Below are 21,428 nucleotides of genomic sequence, written 5' to 3' on the forward strand. Positions count from 1 at the left end.
TCAGGCATTGCTCAGAGCGCTTGCCTCGGCGGGGACCTCGCTGCCGCCGGGCGTCCGCCCGCCGTACGGCGTGCCGCCCGCGCGGGCCGACTCCACCGCCCAGTACACGGCCTCGGGCGTCGCCGGGGAGGCGAGCTCCACGCTGACCCCGTCGGGCCCGAAGGCCGCTGCGGCCTGCCGCAGCGCCTCCCGTACCGAGAAGGCCAGCATCAGCGGGGGCTCGCCCACCGCCTTGGACCCGTAGACCGCGCCCTCCTCCGTGGCGTTCTCCAGCAGCCTGACGTTGAACTCCTCGGGCATCTCCGAGAAGCTCGGCAGCTTGTAGGTGCTCGCCGCCTGGGTCAGCAGCCGGCCGCGGTTCGGGCCGTCGCCGGCGTCCCACCGCAGGTCCTCCAGCGTCAGCCAGCCCGCGCCCTGCACGAAGCCGCCCTCGACCTGGCCGATGTCGATCATGGGGGAGAGGCTGTCGCCGACATCGTGCACGATGTCCACCCGCCGGATCCGGTACGCGCCGGTGAACCCGTCCACCTCCACCTCGGCCGCGGCGGCGCCGTAGGAGAAGTACTTGAACGGCGAACCCTGGAACACCTTCGCGTCCCAGTGCAGGCCCTCGGTCCGGTAGAAGCCGGCCGCCGACAGCTGGACCCGCTGGAAGTACGCGGTGCGCACCAGGTCGTCCCAGGCCAGTTCACCGTCGCTGCCGACGACGCGCGCGACGCCGTCGACGATGCGCACGTCCGAGGCGTTCGCACCCAGTTGGCTTCCGGCGACCTGGAGCAGCCGCTCGCGGATCTGCTCGCAGGCGTTCTTGACCGCGGCGCCGTTCAGGTCGGCCCCGGCGCTGGCGGCGGTGGCGGAGGTGTTGGGGACCTTGTCCGTGCGGGTCGGGGCCAGCCGCACCTTGTGCAGCGGAATGCCCAGCGTGGTCGCGGCCACCTGCAGCATCTTCGTGTGCAGGCCCTGCCCCATCTCGGTGCCGCCGTGGTTGATCAGGACGGAGCCGTCCTTGTAGACCAGCACCAGCGCGCCGGCCTGGTTGAAGGCGGTGAGGTTGAAGGAGATCCCGAACTTGATCCCGGTGATCGCGAGCGCCCGCTTGGTGTGCGGGTGCGCGGCGTTGAAGGCCGCGATCCCGGCCCGGCGGTCGGCGATGCGGGCGTCGCCCTGGACCTGGCGCCAGACGGTGGAGATCCGTTCGGGGTGCAGGACCCGCTGTCCGTACGGCGTCGAGTGGCCCTGCCGGTAGAAGTTGCGTTCGCGCAGCTCCATGGGATCGAGGCCGAGCAGGGGCGCACACCGGCCCATGATGTCCTCGATCACCAGCATGCCCTGCGGTCCGCCGAAGCCGCGGAAGGCGGTGTTGGAGACCTTGTTGGTCCTGGCGATGCGGCCGGTGACCCGCGCGTTGGGGATCCAGTAGGTGTTGTCGATGTGGCAGAGCGCGCGGGCCACGACGGGCTCGGACAGGTCCAGGCTCCAGCCGCCGTCCGCGGTCAGGGTGGCGTCGAGGGCCTGGATGCGGCCCTCGGCGTCGAAGCCGATCCTCCACGAGGCGTGGAAGCCGTGGCGCTTGCCGGACATGGTCAGGTCCTGGGTCCGGTTGAGCCGTACCCGGACCGGCCGTCCGGTCAGCCGGGCGCCGAGCGCGGCGATGGCCGCGAACCCGTGGGGCTGCATCTCCTTGCCGCCGAAGCCGCCGCCCATGCGCAGGCACTGCACGGTCACCTCGTGGCTGTGCAGGCCGAGCACGTGCGCGACGATCTCCTGCGTCTCCGAGGGGTGCTGGGTGCTGCTCTGGACGAACATCTGCCCGTTCTCGTCGACGTGGGCCAGGGCCGCGTGCGTCTCGAGATAGAAGTGTTCCTGGTCGGAGAACTGGAACTCGCCCGTGAACACGTGCGCGGAGTCCTCGAAGCCCGCATCGATGTCGCCGGTCTCCATCACGGGCCGGGCGCCGTGGAAGCTCCCGGCCGCCATCGCCTCCCGCAGCGTGATCACGGAGGGCTTCTCGTCGAGTTCCACCTCGACGGCCGCGGCACCGAGTCGGGCCGCCTCCAGGGTCTCGGCGAGCACCCACGCGACGGCGTGGCCGTGGAACATGACCGTGTCGGGGAACAGCGGTTCGTCGTGCTTCATGCCGGCGTCGTTGACGCCCGGCACGTCGGCGCCGGTCAGTACGCGGACCACACCGGGCACGGCGAGCGCGGGCCCGGTGCGCAGCGCGGTGATCGTGCCGTGGGCCTTCATCACCTGGACCGGGTGGGCGTGCAGGACGCCCTTGGTGCGGTGGACCAGGTCGTCGGTGTAGAGGGCGGCCCCGGTGACGTGCAGGCCGGCGCTCTCGTGCGGCAGCGGGAGGCCTACGACGGGCTTCTCGGGGCGTTCGGACAGATGGCTCATGACGGCACCGCCTCGGTGGTTCGCGCGTACAGCTTCAGCAGGCTCTGGCCGAGCATCGCGGTGCGGTACCCGGCGCTGGCGCGGTGGTCGTCCATCGGCGTGCCCTCGGCCCGCAGCACCCCGGCCGCGGCCTGGACGGTCTGCTCCGTCCAGGGCTCGCCCTCCAGGGCGGCCTCGGTCGCGAGGGCGCGGATCGGGGTGGCGGCGACGCCGCCCAGGCCGATGCGCGCCTTGCGGACAGTGCCGTCCTCGATGTCGAGCGCGAAGGCGACCGCCACGCTGGAGATGTCGTCGAAACGTCGCTTGGCGATCTTGTGGAAGGCGGTGACCGGTGACAGCGGCAGCGGGACGCGCACCGCGCGGATCAGCTCGCCGGGGCGGCGCACGCTCTGCCGGTAGCCGGTGAAGTAGTCGCAGAGGGGGACCTCGCGTTCGCCGTCGGCGTCGGCGAGCACCAACGACGCCTCCAGCGCGAGCAGTACGGGCGGGCTGTCGCCGATGGGGGATCCGGTGCCCAGGTTGCCGCCGAGGGTGGCGCTGTTGCGGATCAGACGGGAGGCGAACTGCGGGAACAGTTCCGCCAGCAGCGGGACGGCGCCGTCGAGACGGCGTTCGATCTCCGTGAGGGTCTGAGCCGCCCCGATCTCGATGTGGCCGGATCCGACGTGCAGGGCGCGCAGTTCGGGCAGCCGGTCGACCGCCACCACGCAGCTCGCCCGGCGGGAGCGGATGTTGACCTCGACGCCCCAATCCGTGCTGCCGGCGACGACCACCGCGTCGGGCCGCTCTCGCAGCAGCCGCACCGCGTCGGACAGGGTGCCCGGCCGCAGGAACGCGCTGTCGTCCTGCGTGTACGCGGTGGCGGCCGGTTCGGGCGGGGACTGCTCGCGGCGCTGCGCCAGGGGATCGTCCTCCGCGGGCATGCCGACGGCGTAGGCGGCGTCGCGGATCGGGCGGTAGCCGGTACAGCGGCACAGGTTCCCGCTCAGCGCGTGCAGGTCGAAACCGTTCGGACCGTGCTCGGAGCGGGAGCCGGAGCCGGAGCCGTCCTCGGCGGGACCGGCGTGCGCGCAGCGGCCGGGCCGGTAGTACTCGGAGGCCATGCTGCAGATGAACCCCGGTGTGCAGTAGCCGCATTGGGAGCCGCCGCGGACTGCCATCTCCTCCTGTACGGGGTGCAGCACGGCCGGCGTCCCGGGCGCGTCGGCGGTGGCCAGGCCCTCGGAGGTGACGACCTCCTGTCCGTCGAGCGCCGCGACCGGGACCAGGCAGGCGTTGACCGCCACCCAGTCGGTGGGCTTGTCCACCCCGGGACGGGCCACCAGGACGGAACAGGCGCCGCATTCACCCTCGGCGCAGCCCTCCTTGGTACCGGTCAGGCCCCGCTCGCGGAGGAAATCGAGCACCGTGGTGTGGGCCGGTGCCGGTGAGATCCGATTCTCTTTCCCATTGACCGTGATCCGCGCCGCTACCATCGCACGGCCTCATTTCGGCGCGCGGTCGATCGGACTGTCCAAGTCGCCATGTCAGGAGCTTTCTCTTCCGGTGGTCGCAGCCGGGGACACCGCAGTACCGCAGCGCGACACATCGGCACGCGACGGCGTGCCGTAAGGGGTGACATAGATGAGAAGGTGCCGGGGCCGCAATCGGGCACGCCGACGAAGGGGCTGCTCAGCAGCCGTGTGCTACACGACCCGGAGCCCAGGCGATCTGGTGTGCGAGGCGAATCAGCGCGGAGACGGTCGACATCCGGTTTCGCCTCCTTCCAGCAGCTCACGAGCGGGGTGCGGTCGAAGTTACGTTGCCGCGGGTTCTCAGGTCAAGCACGACTCGGTGGATTCCACGAGGGACGGCCGCCGCGACCGGCGGGCATTCGTAGGGGAATCCAGGAGCGGACCGCCCCGCGACGCGGAGGAGGAGGGCGCGGAACCGGCCACAGTACTAGGAGGCGGGCGGCGGGCCGTCGGAAGTGGCGGTCAGGAGGGCCTCGGCCACCGACGTGCGGGCGTACAGCACGCAGCGTCCGGCCCGGTGGGCACTGACCAGACCCGCGTCGCGCAGCGCCGTGAGGCACTGGGACACCCCGGCCGCCGACAGCCCCGTGCGGCGCGCGAGTTCGGTCGTGGTGGCGGGCGAGTCCAGTTCGGCCAGCAGCAGGGCGCGCGAGCGTCCGACTACGCGGGCCAGGGCGCCGCCCCCGCCCCGATGGACGGCACGGGGTCCCCACAGCGCGCCGATACCGCGGGCCGGATAGGCCAGTTGCGGCGGATCGGGCGGCGCCAGCCGGGTGAACGGGACCGGCCCGGTGAAGACCGAGGGGATCAGCAGCAGGCCGGCGCCGGCCGACTGCCGGGACAGCGGCGCCCGGCGGTCGGCCAGCCGGAGGGAGCTGTCGTCCCAGCTCACCGAGGAGTGCAGCTCGCCCAGGAGGCGGCCCGAGCCGTGCTCGGCGACCTGTCGGGCCCGGTGGAAGACATCGGCGTCGAGCACCGTCCGGATCCGCACCCAGTAGGGCGCCAGGGCCACTGTCCAGTAGGCCTCGATCTCCTCCGCCACCCGCTCCAGCAGGCGTGGCACGTCGTCGTACAGGCCGCTCAGCCCCGGGCCGAGACGCCCCTGCTCGGCCCGCAGCCGGTCGAGCTCCCCGCGGACCCGGTCGGCGGGTGCGGCCCGGATCGCGGCGAGCTCTTCCTCGAAGGCGGGGGACGGCCCTGCGGGCGCGGGATTGAGGAAGTCGGGAACGTACCCCGAGGGCGGCACCAGTTCGGCGAGCCGGCCCCGGTCGAGTCCCGTGGCCGCCAGCCGTGGCCGGACCTGCGCCGTCCAGGCCCGGTGCACGGGGTGTTCGTGCCCCGACCTGAGCAGTCGCATGCTGGGCCCGACCTCCCACATCGGTGAGACGGCGAACCGCATCCGCGCCAGATCGCCCACCGAGAACGCCAGTTCCGCCCGCACCGCCACCCCGAGGATTCACACATGCCTTAACCAATGGCCCGGCAGCCTACCCGCCACCGAACATCCCGTGCATGACCTCACAGACGATCACGGCAGCAGGCACCTGGAAGCTCGGCGACCGCACGGTCAACCGGATCGGCTTCGGCGCGATGCGCCTGGCCCAGAACGGCGAGGCCCTCGTCGGCGGAGCCGTCCCGCGCGACCGCGGCCAGGCGGTCGAGGTGCTGCGCCGCGCGGTGGACCTCGGGGTGAACCACATCGACACGGCGGCGTTCTACTTCTCGCCGCTGCGCTCCGCCAACGAGCTGATCGGCCGCGCGCTGGCGCCGTACCCCGAGGACCTGGTGATCGCCACCAAGGTCGGGCCCGGCCGCGACCCCTCGGGTGAATGGCTGCCCCACGCGCGGCCCGAACAGCTGCGCGGCCAGGTGGAGGAGAACCTCCGGCAGCTGGGCCGCGACCACCTCGACGTGGTGAACCTCCGGATCGTCGGCACCGACTCGATCGCCGAACGCTTCGGAGCGCTGGCCGAACTCCGGCAGGCCGGCCTCGTCCGCCACCTGGGGCTGTCGAACGTCCGGCCCCACCACCTGGACGAGGCCCTGGCCATCGCACCGGTGGTGTGCGTGCAGAACATGTACGGCATCGGCGTACAGCCCGAGCAGGACGAGTTCCTGCGCACCTGCGGTGAACGGGGCGTCGCGTTCGTGCCGTTCTACTCGATCGCCGGCTCCGGACGGCAGGCGGGCGCCGTCGGGGACGACAGCGCCGGGGTGCTGGAGGTCGCGCGGGCGCACGGGGCGAGCGCGGCCCAGGTCCGGCTGGCCTGGACGCTGCAGCGGGGACCGCACGTACTGGCGATCCCCGGCACGGGGGACCCGGAGCACCTCGCGGCCAACGTGGCCGCCGGCGCCCTGCGTCTGACGACGGCCGACCTGGCCGTTCTGGACTCCCTGCACCGAGGCCCGGGGGCGTCCTGAGTCCCGCGCCGGGGGCGCCGCCCGCGCTCGCCGCCGGGGCACACCCGGTCGGCTCGGCGACAGGTCAGCCGGGCAGCCGGTGGAGGACGACGTCGTGCAGGGCGCCCCCCTCGGCGGTGAGGGTCAGGTACGTGTGGTGGGGCCGGCGCCTGCGGTCGGTCGGGGAACCGGGGTTGAGCAGGCGCAGACCACCGGGGGCGGTGGAGTCCCAGGGGATGTGGCTGTGGCCGAAGACCAGGACGTCCGTGTCGGGGAAGAGCGCGGCGCAGCGCCGCTCGCGTCCGGGGGCCGGGCCGGTCTCGTGGACGACCGCGAACCGCAGTCCGCCGAGTTCGGCACGGGCGATCTCGGGCAGCCTGCGCCGCAGGGCCGGTCCGTCGTTGTTCCCGTACACGGCGACCAGGCGCCGCGACCTCGACTCCAGCAGGTCGAGGGTGGCCTCGTCGGTCCAGTCCCCGGCGTGGATCACCACATCGACCGCGCCGAGCGCCGTCAACAGCTCCTCGGGCAGGCGCTTCGCCCGCGCGGGCACGTGGGTGTCCGAGGTCAGCAGCAGCCGCATGGCCCCACCGTAGACGCCCCGCCCCGCGCGTGTCCGGCGGCACACACGGCCCTGCGCGACGCAGCCGAGTTCCGGCCATGGCGTGAAGTGCGTCACCGGGTCGTGAAATGTGTCCCTCCTTGTCCGTTTCGGTGGACGAACTTCCTGGTCAGGGAGGTACGTTGCTCCCCTCGGGATCGCCGTGACCCGTCCGACAGGAGCGCAATGAGGGTGACCGTGTCCGTGCGGGCCGTGCTGGCCGCCGTCCTGGCGGCGGGGGCGCTCAGCGCCTGCGGCGCCGATGAGGACAGGCTGCAGTACGCGACGGACTACTCCGGCCACGCACCGCTGGGCGTGGTCGGATATCCCACGTCCGACTCCCTCCGGGTCACGCAGGAGCTGGTCTGGCGGCTGGCCGACGGCCGGCCAGGCGCACTGGAGTCGCTCGCGGCCGACCCCGACGACAAAGGTGCGAGGGAAGAGATCGAGAAGACCGCACAGAACTGGATCCGGGCCTACCGGCAGGGGGCCGGCGGGAAGGTGACCGCGGAGTTCTACGACGAGGGGTCCGTGCGGCAGGTCGTCGTCGTGTACTTCCACGACACCGCCCAGATCAAGGTGTTCCAGGTACGCATCACCGGCCGTACGGGCGAGGGCGGCTGGCGCGTGACCATGCGCGAGCCGGACCCGAAGGAGGACCAGGGAGCGCCCGACTGGGTTCCGAGGACACCCGGTGGCCTCGGCTCGAAGACCCCGCTGTGAGCCGCCCGGTGAACCGGATGTTGCGCCCGACCCGCCGGCTGCCCGTCGGCTGGGCCGTCACTCTGGCCTTTGATTTCCTGGCCACGACCCTGGCATTCCTCGCGCTGTGTGCCGTAGGGCTGCTCCTGCCCGGGATCACGGAGGACTACGGCCCCGCCACCGAGCCCGGCTCGCCCAGGGCCCTGGCCTTCTTCCTGGCGGCCCTCCTCCTGGTCGGGTCGCTGGCCGGGACGACCGTCCTCCTCTCACGGGCCGGGACCGGGCGTTCGCGCGCCCTCGCCCTGTGGTTCTCGGCCGTCCGGCTCGCTCTTGTCGTGCTCCCGGCCGCCGCCTGCGTCGTGTACGGCGCCGTCGTCATCGAGCTCGCCTGACGCGAGCCCGCCACTACACCGCCGGTGCCGGTCCGCGGGCGGGGCCGGTCCGTTCGTACGCGTGCCCCGCGCGCAGCACCGTCGCCTCGTCGAAGGGCCTCCCCATGAGCTGCATGCCGATCGGGAGGCCCTGGGGGTCCAGGCCGACGGGGACGGTCAGTGCGGGGACGCCCGTGACGTTCGCCGGGGCCGACAGCCGTACGTAGGCGTCGGACACGCTTTCCACCGTGCCGTCGCCCCAGGTCACGGTCGTCTGCCCGGCGCCGACGGCGGTCATGGGCACGGTGGGCGCGGCGATCACGTCGACCGCGGCAGCCATGTCCAGCCACGCCCGCCGCACGAGCGTGCGGGCGCGCTGCGCGCGCAGGTAGTCCCCGGCGGTCATCAGCTCGCCGGCCTCCAGCAGGACGCGTACGTCCGCCGAGTACAGGTCGGGCACCGCGCGCAGGGTCCGCTCGTGGTAGGCCGACGCCTCGGGCACCATCAGCCCCCAGTGGGTCGCCCGGATGTAGCGCGTCATCGGGATCTCGACGTCGACGAGCTGCGCGCCCAGTTCCTCCAGCCGGGCGATCGCACGCCGTACCGCGGCTTCCACGTGCGGGTCCACGTGGTCGAAGTAGTGGTTGACCGGTACGCCCACCCGGAGCCCCGTCAGGTCGGTACCGGGGCCAGGCCGGTGGTCGGCGGGCGGTGCCGCGACGGACGCGGGGTCGCGCGGGTCGTGGCCGGCCAGGGCGCCCAGGACCAGCGCGGCGTCCTCCACGGTGCGGGTGATCGGTCCGACGTGGTCGAGCGACCAGGACAGCGCGGTCACGCCGTGCCGGGGGACCAGCCCGTACGTGGGCTTGAGACCGACCACGCCGTTCAGCGCGGCGGGCACCCGGATCGACCCGCCGGTGTCGGTCCCCAGCGCGAAGGTGGCCGCCCGCGCCGCCACGGCGACGGCCGATCCGCCGCTGGATCCGCCGGCCACCCGGCCGAGGTCCCAGGCGTTGGCGGTCTGAGGGGTGGTCAGGCCGTAGGCGAACTCATGGGTGTGGGTCTTGCCGACGAACACCGCGCCGGCCGCGGAGAGCCGCGCGGCGACCGTGCTGTCGGCGGGCGCCCGGTGTCCCTCGCGTACCCGCGAACTCGCCGACGTGGCCGTCCCGGCGACGTCGATCAGGTCCTTCAGGCCCGCGGGGATTCCGTGGAGGGGGCCCCTGGCCCCGGCGCCGGCGATCTCTTCCGTCGCGCGGCGCGCCGCGTCGCGCGCACGGTCCGCCGTCACCGAGGCGTAGGCGCCCAGGCGCGGCTGCACCTGTTCGATGCGCTCCAGCACCGAGTCCACCAGCTCGACCGGGGACACCCGGCGCGTCCGTATCGCCTCGGCGGCGCCGGCCACGGTCAGCTCATACGGTTGCACGGTCCTGCTCCTCTCCCGCACGGTACGCGGCGGACGGCGGCGTGTCCCCGAAGTCCAGCTCCCTCAGGAGGGACACGACGGAGTGGATGTGGTCGGCGGTGGCCGCCACTTCCACGTGGCGTTCGGGCGCCAGGGGGAGGCCGGAGCGTGCGGCCCAGCGGGCCGCCTCCGGAGGGGTGAGGGCATCGGCGGACATGGGTGTCCTTCCTGCAACGGGCTGAAGGGGAGGGGGCGGTGGACGCCCCACCGCACCTAAAAGCTAACAGGTTGCGTTAGCTGGCGGCAGGGCATAGCGTACCTAAAAGCAAATCAATCGCTTTTAGGTGGGCGCTTGCCCTCCGCAGACGAAGGAAGGCTTCCCCCGTGCACACAGCACCGCCCGTCGCCGCCCCGTCCTGGACGGTCGGCTCCGTCGTCGTCCGGCGCATCGACGAGATCCCCCTGCCGCCGCAGACCGGCCCGTGGCTGCTGCCGGCCGCCACCGCCGAGGTCGTCTCCGAACGGGACTGGCTGCGGCCCGACTTCGCGGACCGCGATGGTGTCCTGCGCCTGGACAGCCACAGCTTCGCGATGGTCGTGGACGGGCTGCGCGTCGTCGTCGACACCGGGATCGGCAACGGCAAGGCGCGCGCGAACCCGGCGTGGCACGACCTGCGTACCGACTACCTCGAACGCCTCGCGCGGGCGGGGTTCCCGCCGGAGTCCGTCGACCTGGTGCTGCTGACCCACCTGCACACCGACCACGTCGGCTGGAACACGCGCGAAGTCCACGGCACTTGGGTCCCCACCTTCCCCAACGCCCGCTACCTCACCTCGAAGGCGGAGTACGACTTCTGGGCCGCCTACGAGATGGACGAGGCGCGGGCGGCCATGTTCCGCGACTCCGTGCACCCGGTCGACGAGGCGGGGCTGCTCGAAGCGGTCGACGTACCGGCCGGCGGGGTCACCGTGGCCGCCGGTCTGGAGCTGGTGCCGGCCCCGGGCCACACGCCCGGTCACGTGGCCGTACGGGTGACCAGCGGCGACGCCACGGCCCTGATCACCGGAGACTGCATCCACCACCCCGTGCAACTGGCGCGTCCGGAGATCGGCAGTTGCGTCGACATCGACCCCGGGCGGGCCGAGTCGACCCGCCGCTCACTGCTCGCCTCGCTCGCCGACACGGGCGGGCTGCTGCTCGGTACGCACTTCCCGCCCCCGACCGCCGGCCGGGTGGTCACCGACGGCGATGCCTACCGGCTCGAACCCGTGCCCGGCCGGGCTGCGGACGCCGTGGTCTGACGGTCAGTGCGGCGCGCCGAGGCCGTCCAGCAGGTCCCGTACGAGCCCGCGCGCGTACTCGGCGGTGAGGCCTCCGGGGTCTCCGGGGGCTGCAGGGTCTCCGGGGCGGAAGAGGATGCGGTACATCATGGGCGCCACGACCCTGTCGAGGACCGACTCGACCCCCGGTGCGTCCTCGCCGCGCTCCGCCGCACGGGCGAGCATGACGTCGATCTGCTCCGCCGCGTACTGCGAGCACCGCGCCGCGTTGTCGCCGTCGGGGGCCCCGAGCAGGGCGTCGCGGATGTAGGCGCGGCCCACCGGGGACGCCATCTCCTCGACGAACTGCTCGGCCCAGTTCCGCAGGTCCGCGGCCAGGTCGCCGTGGTCCTGCGGCGGTGTGTCCGGTCGCAGGTTCTCCACGGCTACGTCCGACATCAGCTCCTGCAGGTCGCCCCAGCGCCGGTAGACCGTCGACGGGGTGACGCCGGCGCGCGCCGCGATCAGTGGAATGGTCAACTCCGGGCGGCCCACCTCCGCCTGGAGTTCGCGCACCGCGGTGTGGACCGCCTCCTGGACCCGGGCGCTGCGGCCGCCGGGGCGGACCATCGGTTTGCGGCTCATGTCAGCAGCTTAAAGCAAAGTTCTTGCTTCACGGGGCGCCCAGGGCGCTTTAAAGCGAATGATTTGCGTTAAGGCGTGAGTGGGGGCTAGCCTACTTAAAGCTAATCATCCGCTTTAAGGGAGGAGCTGCTGATGTCGTCGACGGGGAAACGCCCGCCGTTCGCCCTCAACGCATCCGTTCTGATCACGCTGTTGGCCGCCTCCGGCGCACCCACCCCCCTCTACCCCGTCTACCAGGACCGGTGGGGCCTGTCCGCCCTGTCCGTGACCGTGGTCTTCAGCGCCTACGCCCTGGCCCTCCTGGCCGCTCTGCTCACCACGGGCGCCCTGTCGGACCACCTCGGACGGCGCCCCGTCCTCGTCGGCTCGCTCGCCCTGGAAGCCGTCGCCATGGCGGCGCTCGCGGGCGCCGACGGCGCCGACACCCTCGTCGCGGCCCGCGTGCTCCAGGGCCTCGCCACCGGCGCCGCGACCAGCGCGGCCGGAGCCGCCCTCGTCGACCTCGACCCACCGGGGCGCCCCGGCCGGTCCGCCCTCACCAACAGCATCGCGCCGCCGGCCGGCATGGCGGCCGGAGTCCTGGCGGCCACCCTGCTCATCCGCTACGCACCCGGACCCACCGTCACCGTCTACCTCGCCCTGGCCCTCGTTTTCCTCCTCCAGGCCGCCGCCATCGCCCTTTCCCCCGAGACGACCCGGCCGCACCCCGGGGCGTGGCGTTCCCTGCGCCCGCGCGTGGCCGTCTCCCCGCCCGCCCGCCGGGCCTTCCTGATCAGCGGCGCCGGCGTCGTCGCCGTCTGGGCACTCGGCGGCTTCTACTCCTCCCTCGGCCCGGCCTTCGTCCACCTCGTGGCCCCGGGCGCCCCCCGGGCCGCCGGCGGCATGGTCTTCTTCACCCTGAGCCTCTCGGCGGCCGTCACGGTCTGGACGACCCGCGTCCTGCGCCCCCTCGCCGCCACCCTCCTGGGCTGCGCCGCGGTCCCCGCCGCCGTGGCCCTCTCGCTGGCCGGGATGCACCTGGTCAGCCTGCCCGCCGTCTTCGCGGCGGCCCTGCTCGCCGGTGTCGCCTTCGGAGCGGTGGCGCAGGGCTCGATGCGCATGGTGCTCGCCCGGGTCCCGCAGCCGGACCGGAGTGCGACCCTGGCCGCGTACTACGTGCTCTCGTACGTCGCGATGAGCCTGCCGGCCGTCGGCGCGGGCGTCCTGACGCAGTCCTACGGGCTGCGGACGGCGGCCCACCTGTACGCCGGCCTGGTCGCCCTCCTCGCCGCAGCCGCGCTGCTCGCCCTCACTCTCACCAGGACTCGCAGCACCGGTCCCGCCGCCGGAAGCGGCGGACGCCGCGTCAGGTCCCGGCAGGCGGTGGCGGGTACCCCGCGGTGTACCCCGCGGTGCGGTGACGGGCCGTCCGCCCTGGAGGCCGCCGCCCGGCACCGGCCCGACCTGGTCGTCCTCGATCTGATGCTGCCGGGCGTGGACGGGCTGGAGGTGTGCCGCCGGCTGCGTCTGGAGGTGGGCGCGGACGACCACGTGACCATGCCCTTCAGCCCGCGTGAACTGGCATCGTCCGCGGCATCGTCGAGGCCCATTCCGGGCACGCCGAGGTACGCAACGTGCCCGGCGGCTGCCGCTTCGAACTGACCCTCCCGGCCCCCGCCCGACCGGGCGTACGGCGGGCCGGTCAGGACGCGGCGACGCGTACCGCGAAGAGAACGGCGTCGTCCTGCGCGTCCTGCGGGGCGACGGAGTCCAGGAGGGACCGCAGCAGGGCGTCCAGCGGGAGGTCGGGGGGAGCCGCGGCGAGCCGCTCTGCGAGCCGGTCGACGTTGTCATCGATGTCCGCTCCCCGCTCCTCGACCAGCCCGTCGGTGTACAGCAGCAGGGTGCTGCCCGGGGGCAGTGAACGGCTGTCGCAGGTACGGGGCCCGGGCGTCAGGGCGTGGTGCAGCAGTACGTCGTGCCGTTCGAGGGTCTCCACCGCGCCGTCCGCGGTGACCACGAGCGGCGCCGGGTGGCCCGCGTTGCTCCACCGCAGCTGCCAGTGGCCGTCGGTCGCCGGGGTGAGGTGGGCGTGGAGGGCCGTGCCGCTGGCCGGCAGGTTCAGACGGCGGCAGGCCCGTTCCAGTGCGCAGAGCGACTGCTCCGGGCCCTCGCCCGCATGGTCGTGGTCGGCCTGGCGCAGCATGCTGCGGACCTGGCCCATCAGCGCGGCCGCCCGCATGTCGTGCCCGGTGATGTCGCCGACGGTGAGCGACAGCGCGCCCGCGGCGGCCCCGCCCGGTGCCACCGGCAGCGGGTAGGCGTCGTACCAGTCACCGCCGACCATGTCGTCGCGGGCGGCGGGCCGGTAGAGGGCGGACAGCTCCAGGCCGGGTGCGTCGGGCAGTTCGGTGAGCATGGCCCGCTGGAGCTGGCGGGCCACGGTGACGCGTTCGTCGAGGTGGAGGGCGCGTTCGACGGCCTGGGCGGTGTAACCGGCGAGCGTGGTCAGTACCGCCCGCTCGTCCACGCCGATCTCGTACGGGGCGTCCCACCCCAGGACCAGGGCCCCGAGCATGCCGTGCGTTCCGCGCAGGGGCACGCAGGCGGCGGTCGCGAGGCGCAGGGCGTCGAAGGACGGGGTGGCCGGGGGGTTGTGGGCGGCATCGGCCCCGTCCGCCGGCGACGGCCCGTCGACCACGATCATCCGGTGCTCGCGCACCGCCCGCGCGACCGGCCAGTGCGAACCGAGGCCGAAGGGCTCGGCGAGCCTCCCGGGCGGCGGGCCGGAGGCACCGTCGTCGGCGGGACCCGTCACGTGGTGGAGCATTCCCTGCCGCACCAGCACCAGGTCGATACCGGCCGGTTTGAGGTCCCCGCCGACCAGGTCCCCGACCCGCCGCCGGACGTCGTCCAGTCCGCTGGTGTCGGCGAGGTCCTCGGAAGCCCGCAGGAGCAGCTCGGAACGGTTGAGGAGCTCGTGCGCGCGGGTCGCCTCCCCCTCCGCTGCCTCGCGGGCCTGGCGGACGGTCTCGGAGCGGGTCCGCATCCGCATCTGCGCACTGCAGGCGGCGGCGAGGTCCGACAGGTCCCGTACGTCGTCCTCGCTCCACTGCCGGGGGGCGCGGTCCGTGACGGCGAGGACGCCCAGGAGCTCGCCCGAACCGCCGACGAGGGGGACGCCGGCGAACGCGAAGGCCGCGTCTCCGCCGCCGTCGTTGTCGTCGGAACCGTCTCCGACATGCGACAGGAAGCGGGGCATTCCGTCCTCCGCGACCAGCCGACAGCAGGCCGGAACGGCCGGGTCGGGTTCCGCTCCGACCGGCCAGCACTCGGGTACCGCGCCCGCGGCCTCCCCGGCCGGCTCCAGCCAGACCAGTCCCAGCGGCACCGCCAGCAACCGCGTGGCGAGCCGGGCGAAACGATTCAACCCGCGTCCTCTCCTACCGGGCCCCCACCTGCGCATTCGACGCCTCCCATCGTAGGGGGTGACGTGCCGGTCATGCCGGGCTCGCGGCGCCCGGCACCGCGCCTCTCCCCGGACTCCGTCCGGGGAACCCGGGGGGACCCCCGGGTTCCCCGGCGGTCGATGCTCCGCACGACACCCCGCGGGCTCGCGCCCACCGCCGAGCCCTCCGGGCCTGCCCCGACCTGCCGCAGCGAGCGGCGGGCGCCCCTGCCCCGCCGGCTCGCCTAGAGTGGAAGGTCCGTGATTGCGCAGGAGACCGACATGCGAGCCCAGCCACCCGCGGGCGGTCCGGACGACGGCGCAGACGCCCTGTTCGGCCTGGAGGACATCGACCCGGGGCGGGCGTCCCGTCCGCCGGGGAACGCCGGCCCGCTGTTCCGGGACGGCCCCGCCGCGCGCCGGCTGCTGTCCGTGGGCACGATCTTCGCCGAACCCGCGGCCGCGGCCTCCCCGCGCGGCAGACAGGTCCTCGCCCGGTACCCCGACGCCGAGATCGTCCCGGTCGACTCCCACTGGCGGATCCCCGACCTCCACGGCAACGAGGGGAACGTCGACCGCTGGGTCCGGATCAAGACGCAGACGCTGGTCCTGGGAGAGAAGAAGACGCTCACCGCCCGGCCCAACGGCCGCTCCGCGGACTGGATCGCCCCCGGGCCGGCCAACGGCTGCGCCATGGCCTGCGCCTACTGCTACGTCCCGCGCCGCAAGGGCTACGCCAACCCGGTCACCGTCTTCACCAACATCGAGCGCACCATCGCCCACGTCTCCCGGCACCTCGCGCGCCTCGGTCCCAAGCCCGAGGCCAACCAGTGCGATCCGCTCGCCTGGGTCTACGACATCGGTGAGAACAGCGACTGCTCCGTCGACGCCCTGATCAGCGACAACGTGGCCGACCTGGTGCACGCCTTCGCGCGGTGGCCCGCCGCCAAGGCGTCCTTCGCCACCAAGTTCGTCAACCCGGACCTGCTCCTCCTGGACCCCCGCGGCCGTACCCGCGTACGGTTCTCCCTCATGCCGCCGGGCGACTCCAGGCTGCTCGACATCCGCACCAGCCCGGTGGAGAGCCGGATCGCCGCCGCCGGGGACTTCCTGGACGCGGGCTACGAGGTCCACTTCAACCTCTCGCCCGTCGTCCTGCGCCCCGGCTGGGAACGTGACTGGTCCCTGCTGCTCCGGCAGATGGACGACGTGCTGCCCGCCCGGGTCAAGGAGCAGGCGGCCGCCGAGGTCATCATGCTGACGCACAACAAGGACCTGCACGACCTCAATCTGGGCTGGCACCCCCGCGCGGAGGACGTCCTGTGGCAGCCCCGCCTCCAGGAGCCGAAGCGTTCGCAGAACGGCAGCTGGAACGTCCGCTACCGCGGCGACGTGAAGGCCGGGGCCGTCGCGGCGATGCGCGGACTCGTCGCCGCCGAGGCGCCGTGGCTGCGGATCCGATACGCCTTCTGAAGCCCTCCCGAACAGGCTGCCGTGTCAAGGGCATTGACAGAAGTTGAACACAATCAGACTCTGAGAGCGCTCTCACGTTTCAATAAATCCATCCCTGCCTCGCCCACCGCTCCATCGGCAGGTCCCCCCACGCAAGGAGGAAGAGAGTGTTCCGCTTGTCGAGAGTGCTGGTGTTCGGCGTCGCGGCCCTGTCGGTCGGCGCCGGCGTGCTGTTCTTCGGCCCGCCGCCGTCCGCCGAGGCCGTACCGGCCACCATCCCGCTCACCATCAAGAACAACTCCGGGCGCAGCGAGCCCGTCTACATCTACAACCTGGGCACCCAGCTCACGACCGGCCGGCAGGGCTGGGCCGACGCGAGCGGTGCCTTCCACCCCTGGCCCGCGGGAGGCAACCCGCCCACTCCCGCCCCGGACGCGTCGATCGCCGGCCCGGCCAACGGGCAGACCAAGACGATCCGCATGCCCAAGTTCTCCGGACGCGTCTACTTCTCCGTCGGGCGCAAGCTCGTCTTCAGGCTCACCACCGGCGGCCTGGTGCAGCCGGCCGTGCAGAACCCCTCCGACCCCAACCACGACATCCTGTTCAACTGGTCCGAGTACACGCTCAACGACGCAGGCCTGTGGATCAACAGCACCCAGGTCGACATGTTCTCGGCCCCGTACGCGGTGGGCGCGAAGGCGGCCGACGGCACGGTCAAGAACACCGGCCGCCTCAAGGCCGGCGGGTACAACGCCGTCTTCGGCGGGCTGCGTTCGGCCGGCTGGGGCGGGCTGATCCAGAGCCGCTCCGACGGGACCCCGCTGCGGGCGCTGTCCCCCGGCCACGGCATCGAGGCGGGCGGCATCCCGGCCGGCGCGATGAACGACTACATCAACCGCGTCTGGAGCAAGTACGCCTCCTCCACCCTCACCGTGACGCCGTTCGCGCACGAACCGGGCACCAAGTACTACGGCCGGGTCTCGGGCAACGTCATGAACTTCACCAACGGCTCGGGCGCGGTGGTCACCAGCTTCCAGAAGCCCGACTCCGACAGCGTCTTCGGCTGCTACAAGCTCCTCGACGCCCCCAACGACACCGTCCGCGGCCCGATCTCCCGCACCCTGTGCGCGGGCTTCAACCGCTCGACGCTCCTGACCAACCCGAACCAGCCCGACGCGAACGGCGACGGCTTCTACCGCGACGCCGTCACCAACCACTACTCGCGCATCATTCACGCGCAGATGGCCGACGGCAAGGCGTACGGCTTCGCCTTCGACGACGTGGGCGCCCACGAGTCGCTGGTGCACGAGGGCAATCCCCAGGAGGCCTTCATGACGCTGGAGCCCTTCAACTGATCCCGGTCCGGGGCCGGTCGGGCCGCCGGGGCCACCTCAGTGGTTGTGGCGCGCTCCGTGCTCCAGCCACCGGGCGCCGACGGAGCCGCTGGCCGTGCCGTCCGCTTCGGTCTCGTGGCCGAAGAGGGGCAGCGGCGCCTGTTCGCCGGGCGCCGTCGCGGTCAGGGGGATCCCCAGGCTCTGGCACATCCGCCGGGCGCGGGCCAGCGCGCTGAAGGTCATGGGGGAGGGGGAGCGGCTCGGCAGTTCGACGGTGACCCGCGCAGGGCGGTGGGCGTGGACGAGGGATTCGATCTGCAGGGCGGCCGCGGCCCGATCGGTGACGTGCAGCTCGTGCAGGATCCGCACGTGCAGCGTTCCGTCGCCGATGTGGTGACTGATGACCATGTCGTGCCTCCCCGCACCCCCGGGATCCGGGCACCCCGCGCCTCGGGGGTGTCCGGATCCAGTGTGCGCCGGCGTGCCCGCCCGGACGAGTCGGGTCGGGGTCAGGCCTTGAGGGCCCGCCCCGCCACCGTCAGGGCCAGGCGGCGCGGCGCCAGCGTGGACGCCGTCGCCGAGAGCCGGTTGCCGAGGCCGACGACGATGCTGGGCGGCGTCCTGTCGCGTTCCAGCGCCCGGCGGGCCGCCGTGACCACCTGCTCGGCAGTGGCCATCCGCCCGACGGCCGCGTCCTGACTGCCGACGACGTCGAAGAACTCGGTACGGACCGGGCCGGGCGAGACGGCGAGCACCCGCAGCGAGGAGGAGCGCGTCTCGTAGGCGACGGCCTCGGTGAAGTTCAGGACGAACGCCTTGGTGGCCCCGTACACCGCCATCGCCGGGGTCGGCTGGTAGGCGGCCGCGCTGGCGACGGTGACGAGGGCGCCCCGTCCGTCGGCCGTCAGGTCCGGGAGGAACTGCCTGGTCAGCTCCGTCAGCGCCGTCACGTTGAGCTGGATCATCTCGCTGATCCGGGCGGGGTCCTGGTCGGCGAACGGGCCGTGGCTGCCGAAACCCGCGTTGTTGACCAGGGTCTGCACGCGCAGCCCGAGCCCGTCGAGCTCCGCGTGCAGTGCGGCCGCGGCGCCCGGCCGGGCCAGGTCGGCGGCGACCGCGTGGGCCTGCACCCCGTACCGGCCCCGAAGGTCCGCCGCGATCTCCTCCAGCCGCTCGACGCGGCGGGCGACGAGTACGACGTCCGCTCCGCGTTCGGCCCACTGCCGGGCGAACTCGACGCCGAGGCCGGCGCTGGCCCCCGTGATCAGGGCTGTAGTTCCGCGGTATGTCATAGACATGGTCGGCGCTCCGCTCCGGTGTTCCGGCCGATGGACGATAATTTGAATGTAGACAGAGCAAACATTGTTGTCAATGACAACATCGAGCGAGGGGAGGCCGCCTTGGCCGACGCCGATTCGCCCTACCACCACGGCAACCTCCGAGAGGCCCTGCTGGCGCGCGCGGAAGCCGTCCTCGCGGAGACGGGGGCGGACAGCCTGTCCCTCCGCGCCCTCGCCCGGGACCTCGGCGTCAGCCACGCCGCGCCGGGGCGCCACTTCCGCGACCGGCAGGCGCTGCTCGACGCGCTCGCCGTGGGTGGCTTCACCCGCCTCAACGAAGCCCTGCGGGCCGCCGTCGACGAGCCCGGCCCCGTCACCGCCCGGCTCGCCGGAATGGGGCGCGCCTACATCGCCTTCGCCGTGGCGAACGCCCCGCTGCTGAGCCTGATGTTCACGGCCAAGCACGCCGACGACTCCAGCGCCGAACTGCGCGAGCTCGGGCACCAGAGCCTGCACATCGCCGCAGGCCTCGTCGCCCTCGCGCAGCAGGAGGGTGTCGTGCGCGCGGGCGAGCCGGACCGCCTCGCCCAGGTCGCCTTCTCCACCGTGCACGGCCTCGCGGCCCTGGCGGTCGGCTCCCTCCTGGAGGACACCCCGCTGTCCGAGGCCACCGACCTCGCCCTCGAGGTCCTGCTCGCCGGCCTCGCGGCCCCCCGCGGTGACGCCGCACATGCGGGAGCCTGACCACTCGATACGGTGACTCCTCCGGCGCGGCCGCACGCGTAGCGCATTTCAGTCCGCGCCGCCACCTCGCGACCGCGCGGCGCGGCCGGCGCCGGAGGGGATCCAGGGGTGAAGGCCCGTGCCGCCAAGGCGCCGGCGGGCCGTCGACCTCCCCTTACGCCGCCGCCCTCCGCGGGCCGTCCGTCGCACGGGCCGAAATTCGCCGCCATTGATGGCGCATAACGGTTCCTCCGGTCCGATGAACTCCAACAAAAGCGCGCGTGCGGGCAGTTGGGCGTAGTTATGCTCCCGCCCACCGGTCAGAAGGTCACCCTTTTCCGATAATTCGAGGACGCCGATGGAGCAAAGAGACGTTCCACCCGAAACAGCCCACCCGGAGGCGGGAGCAAGCCGGGCGCTGCCCGCGGTCGGGTCCCTGGCCGTCGTCTGCCTGGTCGGGGCGCTTGTCTCCTCCTCCGAGCCGGTCGGCACCATCCTGATCGCCGCGGGCGGCCTGTGCACCGCCGCGGTGTTCGTCGAAGCCCTGCGGCGCGGCCGCGCCCTCGCCGCCCGGGGCTCCGAGATCGCCGCACTGCGGCACACCCTGGCCCGGCAGGAGACCGAGGCGACCCGCCTTTCCGCGGTGGTGCTCCCCGAGGCCATCGAGCGACTGCGCCGGGGCGAGGTGGCCGAGGAGGTGCTCACCTCCCTGGGCGGCCGCGCCGGACACGGCAACCGCTGGGGCAACGACACAGCCCTCACCCCGCGCTTCAGAGCCGCCCTGCAGGCCGTACTGGCCCACGCCATCGACACCGTCGACAACGAGGAGAGCCTGCGCGACTCGGCGCAGCGGGCCTTCGTCAACGTCGCCCGCCGCGTGCAGGCGATCGTCCACCAGCAGGCGCACGAGATGCGCGAGATGGAGGACCGGCACGGCCGCAACCCGGACGTGTTCGGAGACCTTCTGCGACTGGACCACGGCACCGCCCTCATCGGCAGGCTCGCCGACTCCATCTCCGTGCTCGGCGGTGCGCGCCCCGGCCGGCAGTGGAGCAGGGCGGTCACCCTCTACAGCGTCATGCGCGGCGCCATGTCGAGGATCATCGACTACCAGCGGGTCGAGCTCCACTCGGTCACCGAGGTCGCCGTCGTCGGCCCGGTCGTCGAACCACTGATCCACACCCTCGCCGAGCTGCTGGACAACGCCACCCGCTACTCCCCGCCGCACACCCGGGTCCACCTCACCGCCGTCGAGGTGCAGTCGGGCATCGCCGTGGAGATCGAGGACGGCGGACTGAGCATGAGCGAGGAGGCCCGCGCCCGCGCCGAGAAGATGCTCGCGCAGGCGCAGTCCGGGATCGACCTCAACGACCTGGGTGAGACGCCGAGGCTGGGCCTGGCCGTGGTCGGCCGGCTCGCGCAGGCGTACGGGTTCCAGGTGTCCCTGCGCTCCTCCGCGTACGGCGGTGTCCGCGCCGTCGTCATCGTGCCGCAGCACCTGATCACCACCGCGTCGGCGGCGACCGGTCTCGCCCACGGCATCGGCTCCTCCTCGGGGCCCAGGGCGGTGTCCGCCACACCGCGCGAGCACCCGGTCGACGCCATGTCGGTCGGCTTCCCCGCGCCCCGGCCGACGCCGACGCCGGCTCCGGCGCCCGGCCCGATGACCGGCCCGATGCCCGCCGACGGTGGGCCGACCGCCGAACGTACCGCGACCGGCCTGCCGCAACGGCGCCGGAAGGACCGTGTCGCCACCTCCGAAGTCCGGCCGGCCGCGAGGCCGCAGCCGGCCGACGACAACGGCCCCGGAATGTGGCTGGAGGCGTTCCACAGCGGACTGTCGGGTGAGCCCGGCCAGGACGCGTCGGGCGCCCAGGACGCGTCGGATTCAGCGACCAAAGGGGCATGAACAGT

General features: G+C 73.1%; 18 protein-coding genes and 1 pseudogene. 9 read left to right on the plus strand and 10 right to left on the minus strand.

What is annotated here, in order from left to right:
- From xdhB to E6U81_RS00145, 3 genes are all read right to left on the minus strand, one after another.
- A complete protein-coding gene (gene xdhB / locus E6U81_RS00135; RefSeq protein WP_136227967.1) occupies window positions 1-2,400 on the minus strand; it encodes a xanthine dehydrogenase molybdopterin binding subunit in 2,400 nt (799 codons plus the stop codon).
- The gene (locus E6U81_RS00140; protein ID WP_136227968.1) at window positions 2,397-3,875 is read right to left on the minus strand and encodes an FAD binding domain-containing protein; all 1,479 of its coding nucleotides are present in this window, start codon (window positions 3,873-3,875) and stop codon (window positions 2,397-2,399) included. Before E6U81_RS00140 ends, xdhB begins: the two co-directional genes overlap by 4 nt.
- A 466-nt stretch (window positions 3,876-4,341) precedes the next feature.
- Window positions 4,342-5,355, minus strand: a complete 1,014-nt coding sequence (locus E6U81_RS00145; protein WP_240803587.1) for an ArsR family transcriptional regulator — start codon at window positions 5,353-5,355, stop codon at window positions 4,342-4,344.
- 71 nt (window positions 5,356-5,426) lie between these two features.
- On the opposite strand from E6U81_RS00145, the gene E6U81_RS00150 reads away from it, so the two are divergent.
- Window positions 5,427-6,335: an aldo/keto reductase gene (locus E6U81_RS00150; RefSeq protein ID WP_136227969.1), complete on the plus strand. Its 909-nt coding sequence runs from the start codon at window positions 5,427-5,429 to the stop codon at window positions 6,333-6,335.
- 64 nt (window positions 6,336-6,399) lie between these two features.
- On the opposite strand, the gene E6U81_RS00155 is transcribed toward E6U81_RS00150, so the two are convergent.
- Complete coding sequence (locus E6U81_RS00155; protein WP_136227970.1) at window positions 6,400-6,897, minus strand: metallophosphoesterase; 498 nt, start codon at window positions 6,895-6,897, stop codon at window positions 6,400-6,402.
- Window positions 6,898-7,107: 210 nt separating this feature from the next.
- Here E6U81_RS00155 and E6U81_RS00160 point away from each other — a divergent pair, with 210 nt between their 5' ends.
- The gene (locus tag E6U81_RS00160) at window positions 7,108-7,638 is read left to right on the plus strand and encodes a hypothetical protein (RefSeq protein ID WP_136227971.1); all 531 of its coding nucleotides are present in this window, start codon (window positions 7,108-7,110) and stop codon (window positions 7,636-7,638) included.
- Between the two features lie 17 nt (window positions 7,639-7,655).
- Window positions 7,656-8,009 (plus strand): hypothetical protein, encoded by a 354-nt coding sequence (locus E6U81_RS00165; protein ID WP_136227972.1) that lies wholly within the window; start codon window positions 7,656-7,658, stop codon window positions 8,007-8,009.
- Window positions 8,010-8,022: 13 nt separating this feature from the next.
- Here the strand turns inward: E6U81_RS00165 and E6U81_RS00170 are convergent, their stop codons facing one another.
- Complete coding sequence (locus E6U81_RS00170; protein ID WP_136227973.1) at window positions 8,023-9,414, minus strand: amidase; 1,392 nt, start codon at window positions 9,412-9,414, stop codon at window positions 8,023-8,025.
- A complete protein-coding gene (locus E6U81_RS00175; RefSeq protein ID WP_136227974.1) occupies window positions 9,401-9,610 on the minus strand; it encodes a hypothetical protein in 210 nt (69 codons plus the stop codon). Before E6U81_RS00175 ends, E6U81_RS00170 begins: the two co-directional genes overlap by 14 nt.
- 167 nt (window positions 9,611-9,777) lie before the next feature.
- On the opposite strand from E6U81_RS00175, the gene E6U81_RS00180 reads away from it, so the two are divergent.
- Window positions 9,778-10,695 carry an MBL fold metallo-hydrolase gene (locus E6U81_RS00180; protein ID WP_136227975.1) on the plus strand — a complete coding sequence of 306 codons (918 nt, stop codon included), beginning with the start codon at window positions 9,778-9,780 and terminating at the stop codon, window positions 10,693-10,695.
- Between the two features lie 3 nt (window positions 10,696-10,698).
- On the opposite strand, the gene E6U81_RS00185 is transcribed toward E6U81_RS00180, so the two are convergent.
- Window positions 10,699-11,298 carry a TetR/AcrR family transcriptional regulator gene (locus E6U81_RS00185; RefSeq protein WP_136227976.1) on the minus strand — a complete coding sequence of 200 codons (600 nt, stop codon included), beginning with the start codon at window positions 11,296-11,298 and terminating at the stop codon, window positions 10,699-10,701.
- 132 nt (window positions 11,299-11,430) lie between these two features.
- On the opposite strand from E6U81_RS00185, the pseudogene E6U81_RS41605 reads away from it, so the two are divergent.
- Window positions 11,431-12,792 (plus strand): annotated as a pseudogene (locus tag E6U81_RS41605) (MFS transporter); the annotation flags it as partial.
- Window positions 12,793-12,979: 187 nt separating this feature from the next.
- Here E6U81_RS41605 and E6U81_RS00200 read toward each other — a convergent pair.
- The gene (locus tag E6U81_RS00200; RefSeq protein ID WP_168714511.1) at window positions 12,980-14,707 is read right to left on the minus strand and encodes a SpoIIE family protein phosphatase; all 1,728 of its coding nucleotides are present in this window, start codon (window positions 14,705-14,707) and stop codon (window positions 12,980-12,982) included.
- Between the two features lie 300 nt (window positions 14,708-15,007).
- Here E6U81_RS00200 and E6U81_RS00210 point away from each other — a divergent pair, with 300 nt between their 5' ends.
- Both E6U81_RS00210 and E6U81_RS00215 read left to right on the plus strand, forming a co-directional pair.
- Window positions 15,008-16,198, plus strand: coding sequence for a spore photoproduct lyase family protein (locus tag E6U81_RS00210; RefSeq protein ID WP_136227979.1), 1,191 nt, complete (start codon window positions 15,008-15,010; stop codon window positions 16,196-16,198).
- A 188-nt stretch (window positions 16,199-16,386) separates the two neighbouring features.
- Entirely contained in the window at window positions 16,387-17,532 is a 1,146-nt protein-coding gene (locus tag E6U81_RS00215) for a glycoside hydrolase family 64 protein (protein WP_240803588.1), read from the plus strand.
- 36 nt (window positions 17,533-17,568) lie between these two features.
- Here the strand turns inward: E6U81_RS00215 and E6U81_RS40365 are convergent, their stop codons facing one another.
- Together E6U81_RS40365 and E6U81_RS00225 are read right to left on the minus strand one after the other, a co-directional pair.
- The gene (locus E6U81_RS40365; RefSeq protein WP_206309802.1) at window positions 17,569-17,919 is read right to left on the minus strand and encodes a hypothetical protein; all 351 of its coding nucleotides are present in this window, start codon (window positions 17,917-17,919) and stop codon (window positions 17,569-17,571) included.
- A gap of 101 nt (window positions 17,920-18,020) precedes the next feature.
- A complete protein-coding gene (locus tag E6U81_RS00225) occupies window positions 18,021-18,809 on the minus strand; it encodes an SDR family oxidoreductase (RefSeq protein WP_136227981.1) in 789 nt (262 codons plus the stop codon).
- Window positions 18,810-18,911: 102 nt separating this feature from the next.
- On the opposite strand from E6U81_RS00225, the gene E6U81_RS00230 reads away from it, so the two are divergent.
- Together E6U81_RS00230 and E6U81_RS00235 are read left to right on the plus strand one after the other, a co-directional pair.
- Window positions 18,912-19,535 (plus strand): TetR/AcrR family transcriptional regulator, encoded by a 624-nt coding sequence (locus tag E6U81_RS00230; protein ID WP_168714512.1) that lies wholly within the window; start codon window positions 18,912-18,914, stop codon window positions 19,533-19,535.
- A gap of 337 nt (window positions 19,536-19,872) precedes the next feature.
- On the plus strand, window positions 19,873-21,423 hold the full coding sequence (locus E6U81_RS00235) for an ATP-binding protein (protein WP_136227983.1): 1,551 nt from the start codon (window positions 19,873-19,875) through the stop codon (window positions 21,421-21,423).
- Window positions 21,424-21,428 lie beyond the last annotated feature (5 nt).

It is taken from the genome of Streptomyces sp. A0592, assembly GCF_004795115.1.
GTDB lineage: Bacteria > Actinomycetota > Actinomycetes > Streptomycetales > Streptomycetaceae > Streptomyces > Streptomyces erythrochromogenes.